Genomic DNA, 26,369 nt, shown 5'->3' with positions numbered 1-26,369 from the left:
CTTGAATTTCGAATTTACAACAGAGCAGGAAATACTAAGAAAAACCGTACGCCAGTTTGTTGATGATGAAATAATGCCACATATTGCAAAGTGGGATGCAGAGGGGAGCTTTGATGCAAGCATATGGTCAAAGCTTGCTGAACTCGGATTTATGGGTGTATGCGTACCTGAAAAGTACGGTGGCAGTGGCATGGATTATAATGCACTTGCTATCGTTTGTGAGGAACTTGAACGAGGGGATACAGCTTTTCGAACGGCTGTATCCGTCCATATAGGTTTAAACAGTATGACGTTAATGCAATGGGGCACTGAAGCGCAAAAACAGCAATACCTTGTGCCACAGGCGAAAGGTGAACGTATTGGGGCATTTGGGTTGACTGAGCCTGGTGCAGGTTCAGATGTAGCGGCAATGACAACCACTGCAGTTCGAGATGGTGATTGTTATGTGTTAAATGGGCAAAAAACGTGGATTTCTTTATGTGATATAGCTGAACACTTTATTGTTTTTGCCTATACAGACAAATCGAAAAAACATCATGGTATCAGTGCCTTTATTGTTGAACGCTCAATGGATGGCTTTTCATCCAAGGCGATTAAAGGGAAGTACGGTATTCGTGCAGGCAATACAGGGGAACTTTTTTTCGAGGACTTGCGCATTCCTGTTGAAAATCGTTTAGGTGAAGAGGGAGAAGGCTTCAAAATTGCCATGTCTGCACTGGATAATGGCCGCTTTACAGTAGCAGCGGGTGCAGTTGGTCTTATGCAAGCGTGTATTGAGGCAAGTGTGAAATATTGTCATGAGCGTGAGACATTTGGCAAGCCAATCGGTGAGCATCAACTTGTTGGCCAAATGATTGCCAAAATGGAAGCAGGCTATCAAATGAGTCGTCTGCTTGTTTATCGAGTTGGTGAGTTGAAAAATAACGGTATTCGCAATACGAGGGAAACTTCGTTGGCAAAGTGGCAGGCTTGTGATTTTGCCAATAAGGCAGCAGATGACGCGCTGCAAATTCATGGTGCGTACGGCTATTCAGATGACTATCCTATTGCGCGTTATCTTCGTAACTCTAAAGCGCCAGTAATTTATGAAGGTACACGAGAAATTCATACCATTATGCAAGCCGATTATGTACTTGGTCGACGAAACGATAAGCCGTTAGCTAAAATGTTACCTAAATGGCCATTTGATGAGTAAAAGCGAGATATTATATTTTGGGATGTTAAGCTAACTAATTAATTAGTTCAGCTGAGATGCTCGACAAAAGGCGTCAAGAGACCACTCTTGATGCCTTTTGTTATTGTGCCAGGCACTCACACAATTCTCACACAATTTTATGTATTGCTAAGAAAAAAATCCACGAAGACTCCTGAGGAAATTGCGTGTTCGTAATCGAAATCAACGACAGGAGCCATCTACAATCTTGAGCTGAACTCCATATAGGAAATATTTTACCAATCTTTATTTAAATGCCACAGTAAGATATTTATAATAAAGTAGAATGTTCTTCCAGAATCAGCGCTTTTAGTTGATTTGAATTTTGGAGAAAGGAATCTTTGTATATGTCTAAAATGGTTAATATGCTTTCTATATTATGGCTCCTTAAAACAAGGAAACAATTGACTGCAAAGGAGCTAGCTGAAGAATTAGAAATCAGTATCCGTACGGTATACCGTTATATTGATGCCCTATGTGCAAGTGGGGTACCAATCATTTCAGATGCAGGGCATAACGGTGGGTACAGTTTACTAAATGAATTTACAAAGGCTCCTTTATTTTTTAACCCGGATGAGCAGAAAGCGCTTGTACACGCTGCGAAATTTGCGATAGATGCCGGGTATCCCTTTAGTGAAACTTTAGAGGAAGCCATTTCTAAATTGAAAATGTATACAAACGAGGAGCAACTGAATCATATTAATAATCATTTAAGAGGATTTGAAGTTATACATCCGACTGTTGCGCCTTCTTTAAAATCTATTCTTCAAGATTTAGAAATGGCTGTTGCAGACAGTTATAGTGTAAATATCGTTTATCATAAAGAAAGAGAGATTGAACCTCAATCTCGTCATATCGACCCTTATGGTATTGTATATTGGAAAAGTAAATGGTACACAGTAGCTTATTGCCATTTGCGGAAAGAAGTTCGGAGTTTTCGAATTGATCGTATTCAATCATTGTCCAAAACAGATCAAAAATTTGATCGGCCTTTTGGATTCTCAGCACGTTCTTACTTTTTAAAAGACCTTTTACCTGATTCGAATCAGCTTGATAAACTCGTTTCAGTCCGTATCGAAAGTAATGCACATGTGCTAGATGATTTATGTCAGCATTGGTTATTCAATCATGCTTTAATAGAACGAAAAAATAATCAAGCTCTATTTAAGGTTGATAAAGAGTCCATTCATAGTTTTGTACCTTATTTTCTTCTTCCCTATGGTAAATCACTTACTATTTTGGAGCCAGCTTTATTACAGGAAAAATTGGCAACTATTAGCTTTGAGTTATTCAAGCATTATCAAAATACTTCACTTCACTGACCGTAGTTGTCAGTGAAGTTTTTTTATACTGTAAATGTTCAAAACAAAATTATTAGGAGGCATAAAAATGATGAATGATTTAAAGTATCAATTTTTTATTGCAGGTACGCCTGAGGAAGTTTGGAAAGCACTTATCTCTCCTGAAGGTACAAAACAAATTTATTATGGTTCTGTCATTAACTCTACATTTCAAGTTGGCGACCTTTTGGAATACGTCGGTCCAGGTGTAGATGGAGATGAAACAGTACATGTATACGGCAACGTATTGGAATATGAACCAAATCGGTTACTACGTTTTACGCACTATCCTGGAAAGTCTTATGTTAAGGAAAATAAAGCATTGGAATCTAGAATTTCTTATCTTTTAGAGCCTGTTGGATCATGCACGAAATTGACGCTTGTTCATGACCAATGGAAAGAAGGCGATGCCTCCTATGACAACAGTGACATAGCTTGGTGGATGATTTTAAGTAATACAAAAACTTTAGTAGAAACAGGTAGCACGCTAGATTATGGTGAAGGTTTATAAGAGGAGAAGAAAGGACAGTCCTTATGAGCAACCGTTAATAAATAATCCATTTTGATAATACTTTTATCAAAATGGATTATTTTTATTTACCGACAAGCTCCTCGAAGTTTTGTTTCAATGAATCGTTTTATTTTTTTATAAAATTTTTTCTTTAAATGTAACTTTATAACACTTTAGTAGTCTAATTATAAAACAAGTATATGAAGGAGTGGAAAATAATGAGAGGTAAATGGCTAGCCATAATGATTATCGTCGTTTTAACTGTTTTGCCAGGGGTCTTCACATTTATGGTTTCCCCAGAAGCGCATGCTAAAGCAACAAGTACAATTATGTCAACGCAAAGTTGGACAGCATCCTTTACACAAGCATTAAAATCAAAAAATATAACGGATGAATTTGTCTATGTTACCGATGAAGCGGGGCAAAAAGTAACAGCAACAATTACGTTGGGAGAAGATAAAAAATCACTTATTGTTAGTGGAATTTCTCCAGGTAGTTATCGATTACATGTAAATAAAGAAGCATTCGCTTATAGTACGCTTAAGACGACATCCCATGATATTGCATTTACCGTTATTGAAAAACTAGAGCCTGTAAAATCTGAAAAAGAATTACAACAATATTTTGAAGCCATTATGGCAAATGGTAATAGGGAGCCGGAAATGGGCGTCCTTGAGGATAGTGCCTCAAGCAGTAAAGATAGCGCACCTTCAGCTAATAATTCTTCTACGACAAATAACCAAGTAGAAGGTGTCGAAGAGGGCGATATAGTAGTTGTGAAAGATGGTTTTATTTACGCTATAAAAGATCAAAGTATAACTGTTGTTGATGCAAATAATCCTAAAAACTTGAAGCTGGCAACGACAATTAAACAAAAGGAATCTCAATATATTGTGAAGTTAGCATTATACGATAATGTATTAATTGCAATCGGAGAAGACTACGTTGAAAAATCAGGCACAAGCATGTCGACGGCAGTTTTTTATGATATTACAAATCCGAAAAATCCAAAATTTATTCGTGAAGTTGCTCAAGAGGGCTATTTACAGGATATGCGAATTACAAATGATACGCTGTATTTAATCGGCAATATGCATCCGAATTATTGGATTCTTCAAGAGGAAGGAACGCAAGATTTAAAGCCAAAAATGTATGATAGTGTAGACAGTAAGGAATATAAAAGCTTACCTCTTGATAAGATTTCAATTTTACCAAACACAATGGATGGCACGTATAGTTTAATTACAGCAATTGATTTAAAAAATGGAGCCAAAACTTCTGCTAATACAAAAGGTTATTTAGGAGGTAGTAGTGGACTTTATATGTCAGAAGATGCGCTATATTTAACTACACCAATTTATGATGGCAATCAAGCAGTTCCATTCGGAGGTATCATGGACAGAATCTGGATGCCTCTATCAAGTAATACACAAGTATTTAAATGGGACTTAGATGGAACAGCCATGAATTTTGTTGGTACGAGTGAAGTTAAAGGCTCTGTGTTAAACCAATATTCAATGGATGAGTATGAGGGGAACTTCCGCATTGTTACGACTGAAGGCAACATGTGGGATGAGAAAAATATTTCCCGCAACCATTTGTTTATTTTAGATAAAAGCTTAAAGGAGATTGGTGCAGTAAAGGATTTAGCGCCAGGGGAAAAAGTGTATTCAGCACGCTTTATGGGAGAGAAAGCATATGTCGTAACATTTAAACAAGTTGATCCACTATTTGTTATCGATGTAGCAAATCCGAGAAAGCCAACAGTGCTAGGTGAATTGAAAATCCCAGGGTTTAGCAACTATTTACATCCATTAGATGATACACACCTAATTGGAATTGGATATGATACGGAAGAACGTTTTGATACTTATACGAAACGTAATTTCACGGTAACGACTAATATGAAAATGTCGCTATTTGATGTTACAGATTTTAAAAATCCAAAAGAGCAATCTACAGTGAAAATTGGTGGGAAAGGCTCTTATTCAGACGTACAATACAATCCAAAAGCATTATTCCGCAATAAAGAATACAATTACTTCGGCTTCCCAGTCGTGCTTTATGAGGCAGGGAAGGACGATGAAGTTGTATACCAAGGTCAAGGTGCACAAATTTATGAAATTACAGCGGAGAAGGGCATTGTACTAAAAGGAAATGTCATTAATAAAAGCACGGGGGAGCCATATGAAAATTGGGAGCAAAACGTCCAACGTGTAGTTTATGTAGAGGATACTTTATACACAATTGCACGCAATGAAGTAAAGAGCTACCAATTAAAAGATTTCAAACCGCTTGATACACTAAACATCAATTAATGGTAGCAAAGGGGGTGACTCCTGCGCCGAACAAACAAAACGTAAGACGTAACAACCCTCGCGTTAGCGGGGGAGCGTCTTACTGTTCTAAGCGAGAAGAAACCACCAAAACGGACATCGGTGGCATAGCAAAAAAGTGTTAGATTGATTTCAGTCAATCTAACACTTTTTCTATTCTTGTTATTGACGATAAGGAAGAATTTCAGATACTGTAACAAATTCATAGCCTTCTCCCTGTAAATAGGCGAGTACAGCATCGAGTCCATCTGCTGTTGATTGATGAATATCATGCATTAAAACGATGGAGTTATTGTGTAAATTACTTTTAATATACGTTAGTAATAATTGTGAATTACGATGTTTCCAGTCCAATGTGTCAATACTCCATAGTACTACAGGAACTGGTATTTTTTCGTTAATTTCATCATTGGTCGCACCATATGGTGGTCTAAAAACGGTTGCCCCTTGATTAATTGCTAATTCAATTTCATTAGCGGTTGATGTATATTCTTTTAATACTTGTTCTAACGGCATTTTTGTCAATACAGGATGGTTCCATGTATGGTTTCCAATTTCATGACCACGTGCAAGAACATCTCTGGCGATATCAGGATAGTGTTTCACACGACTGCCAAGCATAAAGAATGTAGCTTTAGCATGGTATTTGTCGAGCGTATTTAAAATTTGCTCTGTTACTTTCGGATGTGGACCGTCATCAAATGTTAACGCAATACGTTTAACATTTGGATCTCCCGGGGAAACAGGAGGTTTAGTTGGTTCCATTGTCTCCATAGCAATTTGGAATTCAGAGGCTAACAATGGGTTGATAAGTGAAAGTGAAAGCTTCACTATAGGTGCACCTGCTGATCCACTTGCAATTTCATATTCGTCAAAGTAAAAATGAATCGAATCATCGACAATAGCAAACCGATTAAAGTTTTCCCACTTTGGCTCCGTTACTTTAAGTAGCTCATCTTCATTTAGCACTTCTTTTAATTGAAGGTTTTGTTGTAAGTCTTTGCGAACATAGGCTGCTAAAGTTGATAAGTTATTGTTATCGTTTTGTAATAACGTTTGTATATTAATTTGTTCACCTGTCTCGTTATTATAGAAAAATGTTGTTGTTGAAACGACATGATTAGCTCCGCCTAAATACTGCATTTTCGTCAGGACAAATGAATAATGGTGCTCGTGAAATGGGAAGGTCTCTAAATTTATAGTAAGCTCACCCTTAGCCTCTTTATTCTTATTGTTTTTCATAGATGACAGATAGTTGTCTTTAGCATCCGTAATAAATTGTAGTACGGTCTCGTTAAAAACTTTATTTTCTGTTTGTGGATAGTGAACGGCAAAAGGTGAGCGTTTATCGTTAGAAACGTCAGATACAATTCGTATGCCAGGAAACGCAGAGTTTTCTGTGGATAAATTAGATTCACTATTTGTGTCTTTCGAGGCACTTATTTTTTGAAATTTAAATTCGTCCTTAGAGAGTATAATAACAAGGATGATGGATATTAATGTAACAATGAGCCCAATTAACAATAAATCAATTATTGGGCGGCGTCTTTTTCTGCGCTCCTCTATCAATGTGTGTTACTCCTTTCTATAATTATTCTTCTATAAAATCAGACGTACGAGACATTGGAAAAGTTATAGAAATCTACAAATATTTTATATAATTAAATAGAAATATAATAAAAAATAGTATATGTAACAGTTTTTTATAACCACCACGTGAATAACTTATAAAGACTCGACTTTGCAAACTGTATTTTACAGTTTTAAGCTCAATTAAATTCGATTAATAAATGGATTTTGAACTGAAGGCATTGTATCATTTAGCGACAGATACAATTATTCCAAAATATAATTGATAATATCGAAGATTTTTGGTTGAGTTTTTATTTGCAGTTCGTTACTATATGCAAGGAACCTTTTGAAGGAGGTAGATAACTGGAATGCTATCACATGAAGTGGATAATGAATTTACTATTGACTGCTTGTTACTTGCAGGGCGAATTATGATTGAAAGTGGTGCAGAAACATATCGTGTTGAAGATACGATGCTACGTATGGCACAATCTCAAAATATGCTAGATGCGCAATGTTATGCTACACCTACAGGTATCATTTTTTCGTTAGGCAAGACACAGCCGACGAGAATCACTTCGATTTCCAGTAGGGTTACTGATTTACAAAAAATATCCATGGTAAATTCAGTATCTCGTAGACTCACATCTCACATAATATCATTAGAAGACGCTTATGACGAGCTAAAGACGATACAAAAAACAAATTATTTTTTACCAATGTATATACAAGTATTTTCAGCAGCACTTGCGAGTGGCTGTTTTCTAATTATGTTTAAGGGCGGATGGTCTGATTTCCCTGCAGCATTTATAGCAGGAGGGTTAGGGTTTCTTACGCTTATTTTAATGAACCATTTAACAAAAGTGAAGTTTTTCTCGGAGTTCACAGCTTCGTTAATTATTGGTACTATTGCTTTTTTTGCGGTGAAATTTAACTATGGTACAGAAATTGATAAAATTATTATTAGCTCTGTTATGCCACTAGTACCAGGTATTTTAATCACCAACGCGGTAAGGGATTTAATGGCAGGTCATTTTATGTCAGGGATGGCAAAGGGAGCAGAGGCGTTTTTAACAGCTTTTGCTATCGGTTCAGCAATTGCCGTCATCCTATCATTTTAGGGGGCGGGAAAAATGGATATATTCGTACAATTAATTGTGAGCTTTTTTTCAACGGCCGGAATTGCAATTATTTTTAATGTTCCTAGAAAAACTTTGTTCCATTGTGGTTTTGTAGGTGTAATTGGCTGGATGATTTATTATTTATTAACAGAGCACGGTATGGATGTTGTGGACGCTTCGTTTTTTAGCTCATTTATCATAGCAATTGTTGCGCATTTATACGCACGTCGTTTTAAAATGCCGATGATTATCTTTATTGTAGCGGGAATAATTCCCCTTGTACCAGGGGGGATGGCTTACAATGCAATGCGAAATGTAGTGGAGGATGATTATTTACAAGGCTTGCAGTATGGACTGAAGGCGTTTTTAATTACAGGTGCAATTGTTATGGGTCTAGTATTTGCAGAAGTATTAATGCAGTTTGTGTTTCGAGCTGTACGTTCGAGCAAGTCAAAGCTGCAAAGGACTTACAGAAAATAAATGCTATGTAACTCTACATTATGAAAAGCAATAAAAAAAGAGCTGCTCCGTAAGTGATTATATCCCTAGGAACAGCTCTTTATCTTGTTTTTTATTTTACAAGTAGCGCCTCGATTTCTTCTGGTGTAATAGGTTTGCTTATATGAAATCCTTGAATAGTATCGCAGCCATAAGTAATTAACAGATTCGCTTGCTCAGCTGTTTCAACACCTTCAGCTACCACTTTTAGTTCCATGGATTTGCCCAACTGTATCATACCATGCATAAGCTTTTGTGATTTTTCGGATTTTAATAAAGAACTAGTAAATGTTTTATCAATTTTTAATGTATCAATCGGTAAAATTTGCATATAGCGGAATGAACCATAACCTGTACCGAAATCATCTAAGACGAAAGCGATGCCCTCGTTTTCAAGCTTGCGCATTTGTTGTGTAATAAAGGTTGCAGCTTCGGCTTCCAATGCAAATTTCTCTGTAATTTCAATTTGAATAAGGTTTGCCGGACAATTTGTTTTTGCTAACATTTCAAGAATTGACTTGGCCATGTTTTTGTCCCGGAATTCGCGAACAGACGAGTTAACCGCCACCTTTAAATTGAGACCGGCTTTCTTCCAGATAAGCGCTTGTTCGCAAGCCTTTTCTAGCATGAACGAGCCAATATTGTTAATAAGCCCTGTTTCCTCAGCAATTGGAATGAGCTCATCTGGTGAAACTACGCCAATTACTTCATCTTCCCAACGAACTAGTGCCTCTACAGCTGTAATTTTACCCGTGTATACATCAACTTGTGGTTGATAAAGTACTTTTAGGTTTTTCTGATCAAGTGCCTGTAGTAGACGTTTTTCAATTAATGCTTTACGATTTAAAGCTTTATGTGTTGCTTTTGAAAGTGAGACAATTTTGTCGCCACCAGCTTCGCGAACATTTGTAATCGTTGCAATAGAAGCTTTCATTAGCTGAGAGAAGGTAGTTTGATCCTCAGGGAAGCGTGTAATCCCACCACTAATTGAAATAGGAACTGCAATATTGCTGCTATAAATCGGATGCTGTTGTAAATAGGATAAGAAGCCTTGGATAAACCATTCACTTAAAGGTGTAATGACAACGAAATCATTTTCGTTAATACGTGCCATTGTACTGTCCTGGAAGTACATTTTGATACGATTTGTAAATTCAATAATAAGACTTTGGTTAATTTGTTGATCATGTAGTTCTTTTAATGTGTAAAACTTATCGATACTCAAATAAACGAAGGAGAAGTGTTTTTCTTCCTCGATCATTTTGGAGATTACTTTTTCTAGTCGATGTGCATTCATTAAGCCTGTTTCTGTATCAATGTAAGCAATTTTTTCAAGCTGATGTTGAATCGTCTTAGATTTTGTAATATCCTTTTCAATTAAAATAAATTGTTGCTCATTAGCTTCTAAATTAAATGTTGGGATAGCTGTGAGAAGCACCCAATATGACTGTCCTGTTTTCGTAACTTTTTCAATTTCACCTTGCCATGTGTGACCATTATTTAAATTGCGCCAAATCGTATTTGTAATTTTTTCGCTTACTTCATTTTCAGGGAACAATTGCCAGAATGTTTTGCCGATAACACGCTTTGGTGTCCATTGGCTAATTTTTAAAAACTCTGCATTACATTCTAAAATAAATCCATCACGATCAAGCGTTACGGTCATAAATGTAGAGTCTAAACCTTGCTTTAAGTCTACATAAGTAGTGCTGTTTGAAACCGAATTAATCATTAACTCTGGTAACATAAACATAATGAGAATAAGGTGTTCACCCTGTTCAAAGTATGGCTTAGCCAGCATTGCTGTAGTGATTTCTTCATCCGCTTGGGTGCAAACTTGAACCTGATCTATATATGTACTTTCTTCATTTTGTAAAATCGATTGAAACGTCTCATTTGAAAGATTTCTTAGTAGATTTTCATGTATGGATGGAGTAGTATGTCCTGTAATGTCATTGACTGAAAAACCAAATAATTCTTCAGCGTGTTTTCCTGAAATAGTTGCTTGTCCATTTTGTGTTATGACAATTGCAGGAAAAGGAAGTGAATTTATATAATGCTCATCTATCGTAAATGATTTGTGCTTAAGACTCATGATTATTCGATCTCCTTGGGTAATCTATATATACTAATATTATAGAGAATTATCGGGAATTAGTCATTATGAATATATTTGTAAATATTTGATAATCTGAAAAGATAGGACTTTTCTAGTGAAATAAAAGAAAAGTTTTGAAGAAAAATAACAATTTTTAGTACGTATATAGGAAGCGGGAATTGGATGGAACGATTAAAAGGTATTCTTTTTATTATCTCTGGAGCGATGCTATGGGGGGCAACTGGACCATTAATGGAATGGTTACTCAATCATACAGCATTGACAGTTTCTTTTATGCTGACAATTCGGTTGTCAGTTGCAGGTATTTTCTTACTTACATATTTGTTGCTAACGGGTAAAAATATTTTTTGTATATGGCAACAAAAGCTTTGGAGTAGGCAGCTCATCATCTTTGGTATCGTAGGGATGCTCGGTGTGCAATACGCTTTTGTCGGAGCTATAAATGAAAGTAATGCTGTGTTAGCTACGTTACTTCAATTTTTAGCGCCAATATTTGTTGTTGCCTATGTCTCTCTTAGTTTAAAGAAATGGCCACCTAAATATCAAGTGTTAGGTATTATTGGCACATTAGTAGGATTATTTCTGCTACTAACGAATGCTTCATTTGATTCTTTATTAGTTAGTAATAAAGCCTTATTATGGGGAGTAGCGGTTGGATTAACTTTTGCATTTTACACGCTATATCCTGCACGTCTTATGAAGGAATGGAATGTGCTCCTTGTTGTAGGATGGGGAATGTTAATTGGTGGTGTAACATTAGGCATAATAAGTCGTGTATGGCAATCAAATCAGTGGATTGTCTTTGCAGATTTAAAAATTACTGGGTTAATGATGGCGTTAATTTTTACAGGTACTTTAGCATTTATACTATTTTTAAGTAGCATGAAGTATATTACAGCTGTAGAGACGAGTATCTTATCTAGTATTGAACCTTTAACGGCGATGGTGATTTCAGTAATTGTATTTGGCACATCGCTAGGTTCGTGGCAATTAGTGGGAGTTTTCGTTATGCTTGTATGTGTAACGTGGCTATCTATTGCAGGTGAAAAAGCATAAAATTATTATTTGTATAGGTGATTTTAACTACATTTAGTGTAAATGATAGTTCTTCTCAAATAAGGGGGAGAGAATTTGAAAGTAATTTTTTCGTATGTAAAACCATATAAGTGGACTGCGATTTTTGCATTATGTTTGATGTTGATTGAATTATTTGTAGAGCTTGTTCAGCCACTTATCATGGCCAAAATTATTGATGATGGTGTACGTGGTCAAAATAATGACATGATTATTCAATGGGGAGCCATTTTACTTGTTTTATCTTTTATCGCCTTTATATCAGGCGTCGTCAATTCTTATTTTTCATCACATACTGCGCAAAGCTTTTCTTTTGATTTGCGCAATGCTTTGTTTGACAAAATTCAATCCTTTACATTAGCTACATATCAAAAATTTTCTACGGCTTCGCTTATTACACGGCTAACAAATGATGTAACGCAAGTTCAAACAGTGCTGTTTATGAGCCTTCGTATTATGCTCCGCGCACCACTTGCTGTTGTTGGGAGCATTGTCATGGCTTTTGTTGTCAATGCAAAGCTAGCACTGTTTTTAGTTATTGGTACACCGCTCATTTTTGTTTTCCTTATTTTTATGGTTGCAAAAGGTGTGTCATATTTTGGGCGAGTACAGAAGCGTGTGGACCGTTTGAATCGTGTCCTTCAAGAAAATTTGCAAGCGATGCGTCTTGTGAAGGCTTATTTACGTGGGGCGTATGAGGCTTCGCGCTTTGAGCAGGTTGCTTCACGATTAAAGGTGGATACGGTTAAAGCTCTGCGTACGATGGAGTATATTATGCCTGTATTATTGTTTGTAATGAACATGAGTTTATTGGCAGTACTTTGGTTCGGTACAAAGCAAGTTGCTGCAGGAACGACACCGCTTGGTGATATTGTAGCTATCGTCAATTATGCAATGCGTATGACAGGTTCATTTTCAATGTTTGCTTTTATTATTATTTTTTATGCACGTGCAAAAGCCTCAGCAGAACGTATGACAGAGGTGCTTGCTGCTGACAATGAAGTAGAAATTACTTCGTCATCTAAAGAAGGTGCATTTAGCGACTTGAAATTAGGCGAATTAGCATTTGAAAATGTAAGCTTCCACTATCCAGGTACAGAAACTGCTGTATTGTCTAACGTCACTTTTCAAGTGAAGTCGGGTGAGAAATTAGCAATCATGGGGGCTACAGGAGCTGGTAAATCGACATTACTGCAGCTTATTCCACGCTTTTATGATGTGTCGAAAGGGCAGATCTTTGTAGAAGGAAAAGATGTGCAGCAATGGGATCTACAAGAGCTACGTGACATTATAGGTTATGTACCGCAGCAATCCTTATTATTTACAGGGAGTATTGCTGACAATGTTCGGTGGGGCGATACAGAAGCCGAAATGGACGAAGTGCTTAATGCAACAATGCAGGCACAAATCCACGCATCTGTAGAAGATTTCCCAAGTGGATATGATACCCGTGTAGGGCAAAAGGGCGTTAATTTATCAGGTGGTCAAAAACAAAGATTGTCTATTGCTAGAGCGCTATTAAGAAAAGGACATATATTAATGCTTGACGATAGTACAAGTGCACTTGATGTTAAAACAGAACAGGCACTATGGGATGCGCTCAGTGAAGAGAGAGCAACGATGCTCGTTGTCACACAAAAAATTCGGACGGCTAAAGGTGCAGATCATATTTTGTTAATTGATGCAGGCGAAGTGGTCGGATATGGTTCACACGAAGAGCTTCTGCAAACTTCTGAACTGTATAAAAAAATCGCAATCTCCCAACAGGAGGTGGAATAATGGGATTTTTCCAAAAACCTTTTGGCTATGAGCCGATTATATCGAAGGACGATGTAAAGCAGGTCGTAAAGAAAAAGAAAGGTCCACGTGCAGCAGATTGGAAAAGTACACTTTGGCGTTTATGGAAGATTGTCGATGAACAACGTATGCTATTAATTGTCGTACTGTTACTCGTAATGGCCAGCTCGATTTTGGCACTTCTAGGACCATATTTAATAGGTAAAATAATAGATATATATGTGATGCATGGTGAGCTTAAAGGGTTAGGCAGTAAAGTGATGTTGCTTGTCGGTATTTATTTACTTTTAGCGATCGCTTTATTTTTACAAAACTTTTGGATGATAGGGATTGCCCAACAAACGATTTATCGACTGCGCACAAGTGTCTTTGCTCATTTTCAAAAGCTACCGATTTCGTATTTTGATAGACGCCAACATGGCGAATTAATGAGTCGAATGACAAATGATATAGAAGCAGTAAGCTCGACTTTGAATAGCTCTTTTATACAAGTATTTTCGAGTGTATTAACGCTTGGCGGCACAATCATCATTATGCTGAGCTTGAGTCCGTTGTTAACGATCTTAACAATGACAATTATTCCAATTATGTTTTGGGCGATGCGCTGGATTACCCGTCGAACGGCTCCGTTATTTAAGGAACAACAAGCAGCCATAGGAGCGCTTAACGGCATGATCGAAGAAACGATATCAGGGCAGCGAATTGTTAAAGCCTTTTCACAGGAAGAACGTGTAAAGGCAGAATTTCGCGACAAAAGTTTACGGTTGAAAAATACAGGCTTTTGGGCACAGACATACTCGGGTTATATACCGAAAGTCATGAACTTTTTAAATAATATGAGCTTTACAATTGTTGCAGGTATTGGTGGAGTGCTAGCACTATACGGTCACGTGTCAATTGGGGTAATTGTTATTTTTACAGAATATGCTCGCCAATTTACACGACCATTAAATGATTTGGCAAATCAGTTTAATACGGTATTATCAGCTATAGCAGGAGCTGAACGTGTATTTTCTTTACTTGACGAACAGCCTGAAAAGGAAATGCCTGCTGCAAAAAAACATACATTATTAGGACAGGTAACATTTCAACATGTGTTTTTTAAGTATGATGATGCACAGGAATCCTACACATTAAAAGATATTAATTTTACGATTGAGCCTGGGCATACTGTTGCATTGGTAGGTGCAACTGGTGCTGGAAAAACAACTATTCTACAGTTGATTGCTAGGTTTTATGAGGTGACAAAGGGCGATGTATTATTCGATGGTGTAAATGTACAGCATATTGACCGGGAGGCACTTCGCACACAAATGGCCTTTGTGTTACAGGATCCATTTTTATTCGAAACAACAGTAATGGAGAATATTCGTTATGGTCGTTTAGATGCTAGTGATGATGAAATTGTCGAAGCAGCGCAGCTTGCTAATGCCCATGATTTTATTATGAAACTAAAGGATGGTTATGACACCGTTCTTACGGCAGATGGACGTGAGATTTCCCAAGGACAAAAGCAATTACTATCCATTGCGCGTGCACTAATTGCTAATCCGAAAATTTTATTGCTTGATGAAGCAACAAGTAGCATTGACACAGTAACAGAATTAGCAATCCAAGAGGCGCTCGATAGGCTTATGCAAGGACGAACAAGTTTTGTAATTGCACATCGGTTGAACACTGTACACAATGCGGATGTTATTTTAGTTATGCAAAAGGGCGAGCTAGTTGAAGCTGGATTACAGCATGAGTTAATTGAGTCTGGTGGGATTTATGCCCAAATGCTAAATTCCTCAACACATCATTTAGATGAGTAGTGTGAAGAATCTTAAACAAGAGAGATTAATCATAGCGAAGGCGGTTTACCTGTAAATTAAGGGTATCGCCGATATAAGCTTATGAATCGCCGGTAAAGTAGGGGAGATCGCCAGTAAAAGTCCCCTAATCGCCGGTAACCATCAGGATGTATCGGTAGCATCTAGCTCTATGTGTTAATCTACAGTGTAGAGTGATTTCTTTTATGAAATCGCTCTTTTTTACAATGGGAGGCATCCTGCCAATAGTAACAGTACATGATTATTCAATATAGTCATTCAGTTTTTTAATAATGTAATTTATTTGAATAAATGTTATAATAATTACAGTAAGTATAATTATTTAATTTCTTATAAGGCATCCTATATAATAATTTATAACTAACGCCTTCTAGTAAATTTCATTTACTTTGAAGTACAATAGTAGTATAAATCCTTCTGTTTTTTCTGTATTTGAAGTAAAATTGCTGATTATTAGAAAAGGGTATTATAATTTGTTGCCAGTTTATTTTCTTTCTTGCTACAATAGGGCAATAGTCTGGTTTAAGAACGGAGTAAACAATGAACATTTCAGTAATTACAGTGTCATTCCCGCTGGACAAGGAAACACTGAATGAATTAAAAATATTATGCGAAGAAGCAACCTTAAATGATTATCGTGTATATGAAACGATTATGAATATTCCATTAGCAGGCTCTTTTGAATCAAAAGGTTTTATGGTGCTCGCTTATGAAGATGATAATGATGAATTAGTTGGTGCTGCAAGTGCTATTGATTTAATGGGGCTACATACGTATGAATGGTCGCTAGTAGTTACACCAGCTTATCGCCAAAAGGGAGTTGGGACAGCATTAGTTAACGTATTACAAGCTGGACTACAAGAGCGAGGAGCAGAAGGTCAATTAGCAGTAGTTATTGATGGATCTCCTTTTGGGCATACATTTATCGAAAAGTGCGGTTATTCATACAGTTTTTCAGAAGCGACGCTAGAAACGAAAGCAGAGTCAGTTGAACTACGAAATGATATTCATATAGCCCCATTTGCAGGAGAACAGACTGAATTGATCACTATTTATAGTGAGGCGTTTGGAGATTTGCCATCAGAATCTGAGGAGCTAATTGCCTTTAATACGTCAACGAATGGTCGAAAATTATGGGTAGCACATAAAGACGGTCAAGTTGTAGGTACGGTGGCGACAGTTAAGGAAAATGAAATACAATGGGTGACAGCCCTAGCAGTACATCCGCAGTATCAAGGGCAAGGAATCGGTACAGCTTTATTGTCTTTTTCAAAAGACTATGCAAGTAAACAAAACGCTAAATTTGTCATGCTTGATGTAGAAATCGAAAATAGAAAAGCGATTTCCATTTATGAGAGAGCAGGCTTTATGAAAGCGCAGCAACTAGACTATTATGTAAAAAATTAAATGATGGGTGAGGAGTGAGCGATAAGCATCACTTCTCACTTTTTTATTTTTAAGAAACTGTTAAAATCCTCATTTTTATCATAAATGTGTACTATGTCCATATAGTATTAATAAGCCTGAAGAAAGGGGTCGTTCTCATGCGTATGCCAGCATTGCCGAAAAAAAAGTCTCCTCAGAGGGAAGCACCTCGCTCATGGTGGAAGGTTGTTAAAGCGTACTTATCAAAAGGAAAGTTTTACAGACTACCACCGCGACATAAATAATTTTATAGTTTTATTTATCTAATATGATTGAGCAAGGCTATCCAACGTTAAAATAGCATGTTAGGGGGCAAGATCCTACTGTGCTATTTTTTTAGCTTATAGTAATATGGCATGCCGATTTTTAATTATCTAATAAAAATGTCTTTTTTGATGGACCGATTAAATAAAGCTCATGCATTGCACGAGTTAGTGCAACATAAAGTAGCTTTCTATCAATTTTAGTATCAAAGAAAGGAGTATCAAAAGCAGCAACAATGACAGCATCAAATTCCAGTCCTTTTGCTAAATGACTTGGTACTACAAGTAAGACTTGCTGATTAATAGACTCATCCTCGGTGAGAAGTTGACAAGGGATAGCATCACTCGTCAAAGCCTGTTGCATTGATTTGGCTTCAGCTGTAGTTTTACAAATTAAAGCAATCGACTGATGCCGGCTTGCTTTAATGCGATCAAAAACTTCTTTAATTTGCTTCGTATTAAAAGAAGCTGCCTGTATAAAAGTTGGCGCATCCCCGTGACGGACTACAGGCTCGACTAAAGGTAGCTGCTCATCCATTTGCATTAAAATTTGGTTAGCGACCTCCATAATTTCAATGGTTGTTCGGTAACTTTTTTGAAGTGTTCTGAAGCTGGCGCGAGGGAATAAATTTTGTACAGGCTCCCAAGCTGTTAGTGAACGGTAGCTATGAATTCCTTGAGCTAAATCACCTACCATTGTAAACATATCGGTTTCTAGCCCTGCTTTTAGAGCGGCTAGCTGGAATAGACTGTAGTCCTGTACTTCATCGATAAAGACAACGCGCATTTTCCACTCATCTGCAATACCTTTTAGTCGTGCCTGTAAATAATAGAGAGCAGCTAAATCTTCTAGCATCCATTGCTCTTTAGCATGTACTTGTAAAAACTGCTGTTGCTCTAAATAATGCCATTCTGGTGCGACTTCTGCTAATAGCTCGGCATTTGTTAAAAGTGTACGATAGAGCGTTTTTACATTATATTTTGCAAAGCGGCGCATATAGACAGATACCGTCGATTTTGCTTCTTTTTCAATTGCTGGCATACGTTCATCACGTTCATCTATAAATTTAGTGACAATGTTTTTACGCTTCTCTGCATCACGTATACCATTAAGTGCCTTGCCGAGTGCTTCATCGTACTTCGCATGTAACATATTTAAGACAGCTTGTTTTTTTTGCCGAACATGACTGGCTAGCACCTTTTTAATATGTGCGAGTCGTTTTTCAATTGGCATATAAGAAAATTCATATAAAAACAACTTTTTTAAATGAGAGGCACGCATTATACGATATTTTTCAATAAATACATCTTCGAATTGTTCAGCGATTTGCAGTTCGATTTTTTGTAAATAGCGTTCGATCATATCGCGATAATAGAGGGAACCCTTAACTTCAGAAATCCACGCAGAAGGCTGATCAGTGCCACCTATTACTAATGATTCCAGCTGTTCGTTAGGATTGCGAAGCTTTAGTTTTAGTTTTGTTGCTGCAAGGACATAATCTGAAAACGTAGTTTGGCATATTTTATCAACACCAAGCTCTGGTAGGACATCGCCGATATAATCAATAAATAGCTTATTTGGTGCTAAAATCATGAGCTGCTCAGGATTAAAATGTTCGCCCATTGTATATAAAAAGTACGAAATACGGTGTAAAGCAATTGTTGTTTTTCCACTACCAGCGGCTCCTTGAACGATAATTGGCTGGCGAAGATGCGCGCGGATAATATCATTTTGTTCTTTTTGTATGGTGGAGACGATTTCTGTTAGACGTACATCTGCTTTTCCTGCTAATGCCTCTTGGAGTAATTCATCATTTGTCGTTAAGTCAATATCCCGAATATCGAGTAATTCTCCATCTTCGATTTTATATTGTCGCTTGGCAAACAAATGTCCTTTATGAATTTCTCCACGTACATCATATTCCATATCTCCCAGTCGTCCATCATAGTAGACATTTGCCACAGGTGAACGCCAGTCTACAATAATCGGTTCATGTGTATCACGGTGAAACAAGGATGTTTTTCCGATATACAAAAATTCCTCAGGATCACCAGTCTTTTGGAAATGAATTCGAGCGAAATATGGCTTTTTTTGTACGGCTTCTAAGCCTTCCTTTTGATTCCGAGCCATTTCAAAGAAGCGAGCGTTTGTTAAAATATTCAAATAACTTAAACTGGAATCTAAATAATCAAGATCTGCCATGGACTTCCGAATATTTTCTTGCGCAGATTGCAAATCACGCTGTGATTCATTTAAGATTTGTTGCATATAATTTTGGGTGTATGCTAGCCTCTCCAGCTCAGCCTGAAAATCCGGGTGTTTTACAGTCATTTTTAGCACCTCCTAAGTACTTACAAATTCAAGTAGATTCTCATACTACTATACAAAATTTTACCTATCAAGTGTAAATATCATAATTCACTTATTGTTATACTATTAAGTAAAGATTAGAAGGAGGTTTTGCATTTGGATCTATTTGCACATAGAGGTGTATCTGCACACTATCCTGAAAATACAAAAGCTGCTTTTTATGCGGCTTCCAAGCTACCAATTGCGGGCATTGAGTTGGACGTTCATGTCACTGCGGACGGGGAGGTAGTAGTCATCCATGATGAAACGATTGACCGCACATCAAACGGTTCAGGCTATGTGAAAGACTTAACGCTTCAACAGCTTCGTTCATATGAATATGGTTCGTGGTTTGCAGAAGAATATAAAGGTGAGAGTATTCCAACATTAGGTGAAGTATTAGAGCTTTTCGTTGCTACACATCACCGTATTAATATCGAGCTAAAAACCGATATCTTTCCGTATGAGGGAATTGAGGCGCTTGTGTTAAAGGAAATTGCGAAGCACCAAATAACTGAGCGAGTAATTATTTCTTCCTTTAATCATGAATCGCTTCAAACTGTATCTCAGATGGCACCATACATTGAAACAGCGGCTTTATTTGCTGAAATTTTAGTTGATTTTACAACATATACGGCAAAAATCCCTGCAGATGCTATCCACGTTAGTTTACCAACAGCATTTAGGAGATCAATAGGAGTAGCACTTGAACAAGGGGCAACGATACGTGTATACACAGTTAATGACCTAGAGTATGCGAAACAATTGCAAAAGCTTGGTATACAAGCCGTTTTTACAGATGACCCAGAAGCAATACTAGCCGGATTAACAAAGTAAAGAGGCTAATATGCAAAAAAATTCGCGATACTTTTTGAAAAGAGGGCGAATTTTTTTGCAGCACATATGAACTTAATAAGTATTTTAGGCGCTTACCATTTTGCTTGATGTTCCTCGATACAACCAAGCATTTGCTTAATAACAAGTGTCTCACCATTGTCCAATAGAACAGTACCGTCATAATAGCCAAACATCTGGTGGACTTCCGATTTGACGAGTTTTGCATTTGTTGCGGCAATACGTTCAAAAAATGGGGAGAACGTTAGAGAGACTTGATTTGTGAATTTCGTCTTCACTTTCCAGCGTTGCATATAGTCCTCGCGATCATAATGGAATAGTAAGTCCTCATGTATTTTTGTCATTTTCCCATCAACAAAAACCGCATTTTCAGTCATTCCCGTACCATCAGTCCATTTACCACCTAAGTTGAGTCCAATACGTCTGCCACGAACTCGCTGAGATGCCATTCCCCAATTCCATGTGGCTTCTCGAGGCCAAACACCCCGCCCGTAATCAAGTACAGCAAAACTTTCCTCGGGAGTAAATGTAAAGTGACGATTACCGATAGTCACATCTCCTGATGTAGGGAGTATATGATGCTTCCCTGTAAATTGGAATGTTCTACGATTCCATGGAATGACGACATTTAACGATTCGTCTGCAGGTGGATGCTGAATAATTAAATTCGCACTTAGGGCATCGCCATCAAATGTAGGAATTGAAACAGATAAATGTGTTTCGTTTTGAATATAGGTCATATCAATCGACATTTCACTATTACTGAAAGATACGGATTCAAGCACGTGTGTTGGCATTTTAAGCTTGCCACCAAGTGGAACTGTTATTGTTTTTTCAAAATAGCGCTGAGTTTCATATTCAAGGAAATACACGAAGCAGACTGCTGCGTAATCGAGATGACTAATAGTTGCGGAGAATAAAATCTCATCACCATAGACACACCAATAATTCCATTTCTTTTTACGCATAATATGACCACTTAAATTGCTATTTATGAGAGGTTTTCGTGCAAATCCAATAGCAGCTGGATTTAAATTACCTTTTTTATCGCATAAATGAGTAGGCTGTAAGATTTCTTTCTCAGCATGCTGCTTCACATTCAACATCCCTTCTGTTCGTAAAATAAAAAAATGCCAATTTGTTTAATCTTATTGTAGCAAAAACTATCTTGAAATTGGAAAAGATAGCGCCTGATATAACCGTTTTCAGCAATAATACGATGAAGGACCTAATTAATAGAACGAATGATGTAGTCATATGATGGTCATAAGGAGGGGAAGCGTGGCCAAAATGTATAACAGACAGGCAGCTGTTCAATATGCGAATTTATGGTGGAATAGACGCAATCCAGCATTTCCAAACTTTGATGTCGATTGTACGAATTATATTTCGCAATGCTTACTTGCTGGAGGGGCGCCGATGAGAGGGGCGCCAAATAGAGAACGGGGTTGGTGGATTCAGCAAGGCAACTGGAGTTTTAGCTGGTCTGTCGCACATTCTCTTAGATGGTATTTAGAGGGCTCAAAAACTGGTTTGAAGGCTACACGTGTGCAATCTGCAGAAGAGTTAGAGCTTGGGGACATCATATTTTACGATTTTCAAGGAGACGGCAGAATCGATCATTCCGTTATTGTCACGAGTATACAAAATGGAATTCCTTATGTGAATGCACATACTTCCGATAGTATTAACAGGCCATATCTTTATCAGGATTCTACGGCGTATACCCCTAATATGACCTATTACTTCTACCATATAGATGATAGTTTTGCTTAGAGAGTTGGCGGTTTTAAAGCTCATCATTTTGTGATAATGTTGGAGATAGAACTAATGACGAATAATCAATATTCTAATATAAATAGAAGGAGATAATAGAAAATGAGTGAACAATTATTATCAGTAAGAGAAGCAATTATAAACCGCCGTTCTATAAAGAAATTTAATGGGAAGCCGGTAAATCGTGAAGAATTATTGAGCATTATTGATGATGCTATATGGGCACCAAACCACGGTAATCGTGAGCCTTGGCGTTTAGTTATAGCTTGTGATGATGAGCTAGTTGCAGTTCAACATTTATTGCGTGATATAGCTATCCCAAAATGGCAAGATCTTTCTAGTGAAGATTTAGCTAAGCAAACGACGAAATTTACACTACCAGGTGGCTTTGCTTTTGTCATTGTGCCAGAGGATGCACGCCAAAAAGAGCGTTTAGAAGATTATGCAGCAGCGAGCATTTTCATTCAAAATATCCAGCTGTTAGCTTGGGAGAAAGGCATCGGCACTTGCTGGAAAACACCAGGCTTCTTAGACAATCCGAAATTCCGTGAGGCTTTGAAAGTACAGCCAGGTGAACGTGTAATTGCAATGCTACAAGTCGGATATTTTGATGAAGTTCCAAAAGGGAAAGAACGTAAAAAATCAGCAGAATTTGTTACAAATTTCGGTGAATAGATGATTGAAAAAACCCCCTGCTATGAACTGCACTCCAATTGTTAGATGTGTCTAACAATAGGGATGCAGTTCACCAACTGGTGAGGGGGTTTTATTGAATCATAATGCATTGTAAGTAATCCTGAGAAAAACCGTCGTACTTCGTGGGAAAACGAAAGTGGTTGGTGCATAATCTTACAGGAATATAGAGGAGGGCACTAGTTGTTGGTAGCATCAGCGGCGACTCCTGCGGGAATGCACGCAGCGTAAGACGCAACAAACCGCGCGTTAGCGAGGGTTGTGGCTGACGGTGTGCGCGCGGAAAGCGTCCGCCGTAGCGAACAACAACGGTCGCAGTAAAAAAAGTGTTAGATTGATTGCATTCAATCTAACACTTTTCTCTTTTGTACTAGCAATCGCCTTGTTTATTTTTGTAACGCTGCAACCTCATATAAGTAGTCGCCTAATACGCGTAGACCTTTATCGAAGTTCTCTAAATGGAAGTGTTCGTTTGGTGCATGGAAGTTTTCACTCGATAAACCGAAGCCCATTAGAACAACAGGTAAATCTAAAATTTCATCAAATGCAGCAACGATTGGAATCGAACCACCGCCACGTGTGTAAGCAGTTGGGACATTATAAACTTTTTCATATGAACGACCAGCCGCTTGAATAAATGGATGATCAAATGGTGTTAAGAATGGACGTCCTTTATCGAATTCTGAAATGGTTACGTCTACGCCAACAGGCTTATGTTTTTCAATATGTGCTTTTAATAATGCAACAATCTCTTCTGGATCTTGATTTGGCACTAGTCGGCATGTAATTTTCGCACCGGCTTCAGCAGGAAGTACAGTTTTAATGCCTTCGCCAGAGAAGCCACCGAATACACCGTTTACTTCTAGTGTTGGACGAGCCCAAGTGCGTTCTAAATAAGAATAGCCAGCTTCACCAAATAATTGTGATACGCCAACTTCCTCTTTTACAGAGTCTTCGTCAAAGCCTAGCGCACGGTAAGCTTCACGTTCTTCATCTGTTAATGGTAATACTTTGTCGTAGAAACCTTCTACTTGAATTGTGCCGTGTTCATCGCGGAAGGATGCTAAAATTCCAGCTAATGCATGGATAGCATTTTGCACGCCTCCACCGTAAAGGCCAGAATGTAAATCGCCTTTTGCTCCACGAACATCAATTTGAACGCCTGTAAGACCGCGTAAGCCATAGCATACTGCAGGTTTACCTGGACCATAAAGACCTGTATCTGAAATTAAAATTAAATCTGCAGCTAATTTTTCTTTATGCTCTTCGACATAAGCAGGGAGGTGTGGACTTCCGATTTCTTCTTCACCTTCATAGATGAATTTGACGTTCACTGGTAAAGTACCTGTTGTCGCAAATAGTGCTTCAATCATTTTTAAGTGCATAAACACTTGGCCTTTATCATCACTTGCGCCGCGTGCAAATAATTTGTTATCACGAATTGTAGGATTGAACGGCTCTGTTTCCCATAAATGTAATGGATCTACAGGCTGTACATCATAGTGGCCGTAAAATAGAATAGTTGGTTTGCCTTCTGCATGTAACCAGTCAGCATAAACGACAGGGTGACCAGCAGTTTGTGTAATTGAGATATTTTCCAAGTTTAATTTCTTGAAAGCATCAGCAAGCCACTCAGCAGCGTGTTGAATATCATCCTTATGTTCTGATAACGAACTAATACTTGGAATACGTAAAAATTCATTGAGCTCGTTTAAGTGTGCCTCGCGATGTTCTGTAAAGTAAGCATTTAATGTCTCTACTTGCGTCATATTAGCATCCCTCTTTCAATATTTCGATAATAGAAATAGTATAGCATAATGTGGTTGGGGAATCCTGTTATTACAAAGGTTTTTCCAGTTTTTATTAATGCTTTGCTCCACTAGTTTTCGCTGAAGATGATGCCTTAGACATCCATCGTCTTCTTTTGAGTATTGCCTAACCTCTCTGGTCGATAACCTTCACATAAGTCCATCATTTCTATAAAAAAAGATCTGAATTCGATGTTTTCTCGAAATCAGATCTTTTTATTAATTAGTGAGCAGTATAACCGCCATCGACTAGAAGTGTTGTGCCGTTAACAAAGCTTGCGTCATCACTTGCTAAGAATAGAACGGCTTTCGCGATTTCTTCCGGTTTACCAAGACGACCTTGTGGATGAAGGGATGCTAAGTATTCTTTATTTTTAGCATCTACTTCTGCCAATAGAGGTGTGTCGATATAGCCAGGACATACCGCATTTACACGAATACCTTGTTTAGCATAGGCAGTACATAGGTTTTGTGTTAATAATTTTACGCCACCTTTTGCAGATGAGTATGCTGTAGGATTAGGTAAGGAAACAAAACTATGAATGGAACCAGCGTTGACAATAACGCCACCTGTACCTTGAGCAAGGAACTGTTCAATTGCATATTTATCAGAAAGAAATACACCTGATAAATTAATATCAATTGTTTTTTTCCATTTTTCGTAAGATAACTCATGTGCTGGTGCATCGTCAGCTACACCTGCATTCGCATACATAATATCAAGTTTACCGTATTTAGTAACAGTTTCATTAATCATGTTTTTAATGTTTTCTTCGATAGTGACATCCGTTTTCACGAAGAGTGTATCAAAACCATTATTATTTAATTCATCTGAGATGCTTTGTCCGCGCTCAGAGAAATCGGCAATGACTACTTTTGCACCCTCTTGTGCAAAAAGACGAACGGTTGCTTCACCGATACCGCTAGCACCGCCTGTTACGATTGCTACTTTATCTTGTAGTTTCATATATATGACCACCTTTATTTTTATTTTGCTGTTGCTCCGCCATCAATGACGAATTCTGCACCTGTTGAGAAGGAAGACTCATCAGAAGCTAAAAATAATACTGTTTGCGCTACTTCCTTAACAGAACCTAAACGTCCTAATGGGAAAAGATTTTTACCTAATTCATCTTTAGAGCTTCCAGTTGTTGCGGACGCATAGTCTGCCATTCCTGTGTCAATATAGCCTGGATGGATAGAGTTTACGCGTACGCCATATGGAGCATATTCCATTGCAGCATCTTTTGTCATAATGCGAACAGCTCCTTTACTAGCTCCGTATAGTACGTGCCCAGCAGCACCTGTTAAGCCAGCAATAGAAGAAGCATTAATAACAGAGCCCTTATTTTGTTTAGCCATAAGTGGCATAATATGCTTCATGCCTAAGAAGACACCTGTTACATTGATGGACATTAAGCGATTCCAATCAGATAGTTCGATTTCTGCAAGTGGTTTAATAATATAGATACCTGCATTATTGAAAAGAATATCCACTTGGTTAAATGTTTTGATTGTTTCATCTGCGACCTTTTTCCAGTCTTCTTCATTGCTAACATCATGACGTACAAATAATGCTTCACCGCCAATAGCTTGAATATCACGTACTGTGTCGTTACCAGATTGTTCGTTTATATCTGTAATAACTATTTTTGCTCCTTCTTTGGCAAACAATAGTGCAGTTTCTTTCCCGATTCCTGTTCCTCCACCTGTAATAATAGCTACTGTATTTTCCAGTCTCATTTATACATGCCCCTTTCAGTATTTCTCGTTATATAATTACCTT

At 37.6% G+C, this 26,369-nt stretch carries 20 protein-coding genes; 13 read left to right on the top strand and 7 right to left on the bottom strand.

Features of this window, described 5'->3' with window-relative positions; translation table 11 throughout:
- The first annotated feature begins 1 nt into the window (after position 1).
- The 4 genes from ACQKNX_RS17055 (at position 2) to ACQKNX_RS17040 (ending at position 5,382) form a co-directional block, all read left to right on the top strand.
- On the top strand, positions 2-1,195 hold the full coding sequence (locus ACQKNX_RS17055) for an acyl-CoA dehydrogenase family protein (RefSeq protein ID WP_427429904.1): 1,194 nt from the start codon (positions 2-4) through the stop codon (positions 1,193-1,195).
- 365 nt (positions 1,196-1,560) lie between these two features.
- On the top strand, positions 1,561-2,535 hold the full coding sequence (locus ACQKNX_RS17050) for a helix-turn-helix transcriptional regulator (RefSeq protein ID WP_427429903.1): 975 nt from the start codon (positions 1,561-1,563) through the stop codon (positions 2,533-2,535).
- A gap of 70 nt (positions 2,536-2,605) precedes the next feature.
- Positions 2,606-3,064, top strand: coding sequence for an SRPBCC domain-containing protein (locus ACQKNX_RS17045; RefSeq protein ID WP_427430034.1), 459 nt, complete (start codon positions 2,606-2,608; stop codon positions 3,062-3,064).
- A 218-nt stretch (positions 3,065-3,282) separates the two neighbouring features.
- Positions 3,283-5,382 carry a beta-propeller domain-containing protein gene (locus tag ACQKNX_RS17040; RefSeq protein WP_427429902.1) on the top strand — a complete coding sequence of 700 codons (2,100 nt, stop codon included), beginning with the start codon at positions 3,283-3,285 and terminating at the stop codon, positions 5,380-5,382.
- A gap of 180 nt (positions 5,383-5,562) precedes the next feature.
- Here the strand turns inward: ACQKNX_RS17040 and ACQKNX_RS17035 are convergent, their stop codons facing one another.
- Positions 5,563-6,969 (bottom strand): polysaccharide deacetylase family protein, encoded by a 1,407-nt coding sequence (locus ACQKNX_RS17035; RefSeq protein ID WP_427429901.1) that lies wholly within the window; start codon positions 6,967-6,969, stop codon positions 5,563-5,565.
- 371 nt (positions 6,970-7,340) lie between these two features.
- Between ACQKNX_RS17035 and ACQKNX_RS17030 the strand changes: the two genes are divergently transcribed.
- Positions 7,341-8,093, top strand: coding sequence for a threonine/serine ThrE exporter family protein (locus ACQKNX_RS17030; RefSeq protein WP_340821135.1), 753 nt, complete (start codon positions 7,341-7,343; stop codon positions 8,091-8,093).
- Positions 8,094-8,105: 12 nt separating this feature from the next.
- Positions 8,106-8,573: a threonine/serine exporter family protein gene (locus tag ACQKNX_RS17025; RefSeq protein ID WP_401019409.1), complete on the top strand. Its 468-nt coding sequence runs from the start codon at positions 8,106-8,108 to the stop codon at positions 8,571-8,573.
- Positions 8,574-8,664: 91 nt separating this feature from the next.
- Here ACQKNX_RS17025 and ACQKNX_RS17020 read toward each other — a convergent pair whose 3' ends face one another.
- Positions 8,665-10,686 (bottom strand): sensor domain-containing protein, encoded by a 2,022-nt coding sequence (locus tag ACQKNX_RS17020; RefSeq protein WP_427429900.1) that lies wholly within the window; start codon positions 10,684-10,686, stop codon positions 8,665-8,667.
- 186 nt (positions 10,687-10,872) lie between these two features.
- On the opposite strand from ACQKNX_RS17020, the gene ACQKNX_RS17015 reads away from it, so the two are divergent.
- The 4 genes from ACQKNX_RS17015 (at position 10,873) to ACQKNX_RS17000 (ending at position 16,820) form a co-directional block, all read left to right on the top strand.
- Positions 10,873-11,766, top strand: coding sequence for a DMT family transporter (locus ACQKNX_RS17015; RefSeq protein WP_427429899.1), 894 nt, complete (start codon positions 10,873-10,875; stop codon positions 11,764-11,766).
- A 75-nt stretch (positions 11,767-11,841) separates the two neighbouring features.
- Positions 11,842-13,563, top strand: a complete 1,722-nt coding sequence (locus tag ACQKNX_RS17010) for an ABC transporter ATP-binding protein (protein WP_427429898.1) — start codon at positions 11,842-11,844, stop codon at positions 13,561-13,563.
- The gene (locus ACQKNX_RS17005; RefSeq protein WP_427429897.1) at positions 13,563-15,395 is read left to right on the top strand and encodes an ABC transporter ATP-binding protein; all 1,833 of its coding nucleotides are present in this window, start codon (positions 13,563-13,565) and stop codon (positions 15,393-15,395) included. The genes ACQKNX_RS17010 and ACQKNX_RS17005 overlap by 1 nt, the downstream gene beginning before the upstream one ends.
- 558 nt (positions 15,396-15,953) lie before the next feature.
- A complete protein-coding gene (locus ACQKNX_RS17000) occupies positions 15,954-16,820 on the top strand; it encodes a GNAT family N-acetyltransferase (RefSeq protein ID WP_427429896.1) in 867 nt (288 codons plus the stop codon).
- A gap of 384 nt (positions 16,821-17,204) precedes the next feature.
- Here the strand turns inward: ACQKNX_RS17000 and helD are convergent, their stop codons facing one another.
- Entirely contained in the window at positions 17,205-19,433 is a 2,229-nt protein-coding gene (gene helD, locus ACQKNX_RS16995; RefSeq protein ID WP_427429895.1) for an RNA polymerase recycling motor HelD, read from the bottom strand.
- Positions 19,434-19,568: 135 nt separating this feature from the next.
- On the opposite strand from helD, the gene ACQKNX_RS16990 reads away from it, so the two are divergent.
- The gene (locus ACQKNX_RS16990) at positions 19,569-20,288 is read left to right on the top strand and encodes a glycerophosphodiester phosphodiesterase (RefSeq protein ID WP_427429894.1); all 720 of its coding nucleotides are present in this window, start codon (positions 19,569-19,571) and stop codon (positions 20,286-20,288) included.
- Positions 20,289-20,380: 92 nt separating this feature from the next.
- On the opposite strand, the gene ACQKNX_RS16985 is transcribed toward ACQKNX_RS16990, so the two are convergent.
- Positions 20,381-21,403: a DUF2804 domain-containing protein gene (locus tag ACQKNX_RS16985; protein WP_427429893.1), complete on the bottom strand. Its 1,023-nt coding sequence runs from the start codon at positions 21,401-21,403 to the stop codon at positions 20,381-20,383.
- A 184-nt stretch (positions 21,404-21,587) separates the two neighbouring features.
- Between ACQKNX_RS16985 and ACQKNX_RS16980 the strand changes: the two genes are divergently transcribed.
- Entirely contained in the window at positions 21,588-22,082 is a 495-nt protein-coding gene (locus ACQKNX_RS16980) for an amidase domain-containing protein (protein ID WP_427429892.1), read from the top strand.
- 102 nt (positions 22,083-22,184) lie between these two features.
- Positions 22,185-22,757 (top strand): nitroreductase family protein, encoded by a 573-nt coding sequence (locus ACQKNX_RS16975; RefSeq protein WP_427429891.1) that lies wholly within the window; start codon positions 22,185-22,187, stop codon positions 22,755-22,757.
- A 404-nt stretch (positions 22,758-23,161) separates the two neighbouring features.
- Here the strand turns inward: ACQKNX_RS16975 and ACQKNX_RS16970 are convergent, their stop codons facing one another.
- From ACQKNX_RS16970 to ACQKNX_RS16960, 3 genes are all read right to left on the bottom strand, one after another.
- On the bottom strand, positions 23,162-24,544 hold the full coding sequence (locus tag ACQKNX_RS16970) for a dipeptidase (RefSeq protein WP_427429890.1): 1,383 nt from the start codon (positions 24,542-24,544) through the stop codon (positions 23,162-23,164).
- A gap of 262 nt (positions 24,545-24,806) precedes the next feature.
- Positions 24,807-25,550: an SDR family NAD(P)-dependent oxidoreductase gene (locus tag ACQKNX_RS16965; protein ID WP_427429889.1), complete on the bottom strand. Its 744-nt coding sequence runs from the start codon at positions 25,548-25,550 to the stop codon at positions 24,807-24,809.
- Between the two features lie 20 nt (positions 25,551-25,570).
- Positions 25,571-26,326, bottom strand: coding sequence for an SDR family NAD(P)-dependent oxidoreductase (locus ACQKNX_RS16960; protein WP_427429888.1), 756 nt, complete (start codon positions 26,324-26,326; stop codon positions 25,571-25,573).
- Positions 26,327-26,369 lie beyond the last annotated feature (43 nt).

Source organism: Lysinibacillus sp. NPDC093712, assembly GCF_050280025.1.
Classification (GTDB): domain Bacteria; phylum Bacillota; class Bacilli; order Bacillales_A; family Planococcaceae; genus Lysinibacillus.
The sequence above is the reverse complement of the archived record's forward strand: the minus strand, read 5'-3'. Positions and strand labels throughout refer to the sequence as shown.

Coding starts and splice junctions, on each gene's coding strand:
- ACQKNX_RS17005 (WP_427429897.1), top strand. CDS start 13,563: ATGGGATTTTTCCAAAAACCTTTTGGCTATGAGCCGATTATATCGAAG.
- ACQKNX_RS17020 (WP_427429900.1), bottom strand. CDS start 10,686: ATGAGTCTTAAGCACAAATCATTTACGATAGATGAGCATTATATAAAT.
- ACQKNX_RS16965 (WP_427429889.1), bottom strand. CDS start 25,550: ATGAAACTACAAGATAAAGTAGCAATCGTAACAGGCGGTGCTAGCGGT.
- ACQKNX_RS16970 (WP_427429890.1), bottom strand. CDS start 24,544: ATGACGCAAGTAGAGACATTAAATGCTTACTTTACAGAACATCGCGAG.
- ACQKNX_RS17040 (WP_427429902.1), top strand. CDS start 3,283: ATGAGAGGTAAATGGCTAGCCATAATGATTATCGTCGTTTTAACTGTT.
- ACQKNX_RS17000 (WP_427429896.1), top strand. CDS start 15,954: ATGAACATTTCAGTAATTACAGTGTCATTCCCGCTGGACAAGGAAACA.
- ACQKNX_RS17015 (WP_427429899.1), top strand. CDS start 10,873: ATGGAACGATTAAAAGGTATTCTTTTTATTATCTCTGGAGCGATGCTA.
- helD (WP_427429895.1), bottom strand. CDS start 19,433: ATGACTGTAAAACACCCGGATTTTCAGGCTGAGCTGGAGAGGCTAGCA.
- ACQKNX_RS17045 (WP_427430034.1), top strand. CDS start 2,606: ATGAATGATTTAAAGTATCAATTTTTTATTGCAGGTACGCCTGAGGAA.
- ACQKNX_RS17050 (WP_427429903.1), top strand. CDS start 1,561: ATGTCTAAAATGGTTAATATGCTTTCTATATTATGGCTCCTTAAAACA.
- ACQKNX_RS16975 (WP_427429891.1), top strand. CDS start 22,185: ATGAGTGAACAATTATTATCAGTAAGAGAAGCAATTATAAACCGCCGT.
- ACQKNX_RS16960 (WP_427429888.1), bottom strand. CDS start 26,326: ATGAGACTGGAAAATACAGTAGCTATTATTACAGGTGGAGGAACAGGA.
- ACQKNX_RS17025 (WP_401019409.1), top strand. CDS start 8,106: ATGGATATATTCGTACAATTAATTGTGAGCTTTTTTTCAACGGCCGGA.
- ACQKNX_RS17030 (WP_340821135.1), top strand. CDS start 7,341: ATGCTATCACATGAAGTGGATAATGAATTTACTATTGACTGCTTGTTA.